Origin of the sequence: Methylibium sp. T29 (assembly GCF_000576205.1) — a bacterium.
GTDB lineage: Bacteria > Pseudomonadota > Gammaproteobacteria > Burkholderiales > Burkholderiaceae_C > Methylibium > Methylibium petroleiphilum.
Genome location: NZ_AZND01000360.1, coordinates 1 through 2,710, shown reverse-complemented (window position 1 = coordinate 2,710; position 2,710 = coordinate 1). Strand labels below are relative to the sequence as shown.

Here is a 2,710-nt window from a genome sequence, read left to right as displayed (position 1 = left end):
CGCCGGTGCGCGCCGACAGCCGCAGCGCCTGCGGCGCCAACGCGGCAGCGCCAGCCGCGGCCGCGTCGGCCTTGTTGTGCACATCGAGCACGTGCACGCCGGCCGGCAGGCGTTGTTCGATGTCGCGTTCCGCAGCGTCGTAGCCCGGATCGCCGGCACGCGTGAGGTCGTGCAGGAAGATCACCGCATCGGCCTCGCCGATCGCGCCCCAGCTGCGCTGCATGCCGATGCGCTCGACCTCATCGCGCGCATCGTCCTCGGCACGCAGGCCCGCGGTGTCGACCACGTGCAAGGGCACGCCCTCGATCTGGATGGTCTCGGCGACCTTGTCGCGCGTGGTGCCGGCGATCGGCGTCACGATCGCCAGTTCGGCGCCGGCCAGCGCGTTCAGCAGCGAACTCTTGCCGACGTTGGGCTGCCCAGCCAGCACCACGCGCAGGCCCTCGCGCAGCAGCGCACCCTGCTTCGCCCGCGCCAGCACCGCGTCCAGTGCCTCGGCGATGCGGGCGAGCCGGCCGCGCGCGTCGGCCTTCTCCAGGAAGTCGATCTCCTCCTCGGGGAAATCGAGCGTGGCCTCGACCAGCATGCGCAGCTCGATCAGCCTGTCGCGCAGCGTGTCGACCTGCTGCGAGAACGCGCCGGCCAGCGCCCGGCCAGCCGAGCGGGCCGCGGCCTCGGTGCTGGCGTCGATCAGGTCGGCCACCGCCTCGGCCTGGGCCAGGTCGAGCTTGTCGTTCAAGAAGGCGCGCTCGGTGAACTCGCCGGGCTCGGCCACACGCAGGCCGCGCAGGCGCGGCAGGCCACTGCGCGCATCGGGCTGCGCGGCGGCCTCGAGGCAGCGCGCCAGCAGCAGCTGCAGCAGCACCGGGCCGCCGTGCGCCTGCAGCTCCAGCACCTCCTCGCCGGTGTAGCTGTGCGGCGCCGGAAAGTGCAGCGCCAGGCCCTGGTCGATGGCCTCGCCCTGCGCGTCGAGGAAGGGGCCGTAGTGGGCATGGCGCGGCTGCAGCGCGCGTCCGCACACGGCCTCGATCAGCGCGCCGAGTCCGCGCCCCGACACGCGCACGATGCCCACGGCGCCGCGCCCAGGTGCCGTCGCGATCGCGACGATGGGATCGTGGTGGCGGGGCAGCAGCATGAGCGCGATTGTCGGCCCCGAATGCAGGACGCCCCGCAAGCGGGGCGTCGTGGCGGGGTGGCCCGGGCGGGCCAACGACGACTTAGATCAGTTCACGCCCAGCCGCCGGTTGATCACCCACTGCTGCGCGATCGACAGCAGGTTGTTGGTGATCCAGTACAGCACCAGGCCGGCCGGGAAGAAGAAGAACATCACCGAGAACACCAGCGGCATGATCCACATCATCTTGGCCTGCATCGGATCCGGCGGCGTCGGGTTCAGCCAGGTCTGCAGCAGCGTGGTGCCGGTCATCACGATCGGCAGGATGAACAGCGGGTCGCGCACCGACAGGTCGGTGATCCAGCCCAGCCAGGGTGCGTTGCGCATCTCCACGCTCGACAGCAGCACCCAGTACAGCGCAATGAACACCGGCATCTGCACCAGGATCGGAAGGCAGCCGCCGAGCGGGTTGACCTTCTCCTCCTTGTAGATGCGCATCATCTCCTGCTGCATCTGCTGCGGCTTGTCCTTCAGCCGCTCGCGCATCTCCATGATCTTCGGGTTGATGGCTTTCATCTTCGCCATCGACGCATAGGCCTTGGCGTTGAGCCAGTAGAACGCCGCCTTCAGCAGCACCACCAGCGCCACGATCGCCCAGCCCCAGTTGCCGATCAGCTTGTGCAGCTGGTCGAGCAGCCAGAACAGCGGCTTCGCGATGATCGTGAACCAGCCGTAGTCCTTCACCAGCTCCAGGCCGGGGGCCAGGGTCTCGAGCTTCTTTTCTTCCTGCGGGCCCACGAACAGCACGCTGTCGAACTGCTTGCTTGCGCCCGGGGCGATCTCTCCCAGCGGGAACAGCTGGCCCACCGCGTACAGGTTGACATCGATCTTGCGCGTGTAGAACTCACGCGGCGCCTTGTCGTTGTGCAGCCAGGCCGAGAAGAAATAGTGCTGCACCATCGCGACCCAGCCGTTGTCGGCGGTCTTGTCGTGCTCGGTGTTGCCCTTCTCGATCGACTTGAAGTCGACCTTGTGGAACTTGCTGGCGTCGGTGTAGACCACCGGGCCGGTGAAGGTGCTGTAGAAGCTCGACTCCCCGGGGCGCGTTGCCGTCGCGCACCAGCTGCACATAGAGCTGCGGCGAGAGCGCGGCGGTGCCGGTGTTCACCACGTCGTGGCGCACCTGCACCGCGTAGTTGCCGCGCTGCAGGGTCAGCGTCTTCCTCAGCTTCACGCCGCCCTGCTCGGGTGACTCGAACACCACCTCCAGCGCGTCCTTGCCCGCGGCCAGGCTGGTCTCGCCGGGCACCAGCGTGTAGGCCGTCAGGTGGTTGGGCAGATCGGGAGCGCCCACCAGGCCGGTCTGCGCAAGGTAGACGCGCTCCTTCGAGCGGTCGAACAACACCACGTTGCGAGTGCGGTCGTTCTGGTCCACCTGGGTCAGCAGCTCGGCATGCACCACGTCGCCGCCGCGCGCATCGAGCGTGAGCTTCAGAACGTCGGTGCTCACGGTCACGGTCGGCGCCGTGGCGGGCGGCGCCACCAGGGCCGGTGGTGCGCCGCTGCCGGCTGCCGGCCGCCACGGCGGTGGCGCCG

General features: G+C 69.2%; 1 protein-coding gene and 1 pseudogene. Both read right to left on the bottom strand.

The annotated features are described in order from the left end of the window. A partial coding sequence (mnmE, locus tag x551_RS20825; RefSeq protein WP_173402827.1) for a tRNA uridine-5-carboxymethylaminomethyl(34) synthesis GTPase MnmE occupies positions 1-1,135 on the bottom strand: 1,135 nt, incomplete at its 3' end. Between the two features lie 87 nt (positions 1,136-1,222). Beyond that, positions 1,223-2,660, bottom strand: a pseudogene (gene yidC / locus x551_RS20820) (membrane protein insertase YidC). Between the last annotated feature and the right edge of the window lie 50 nt (positions 2,661-2,710).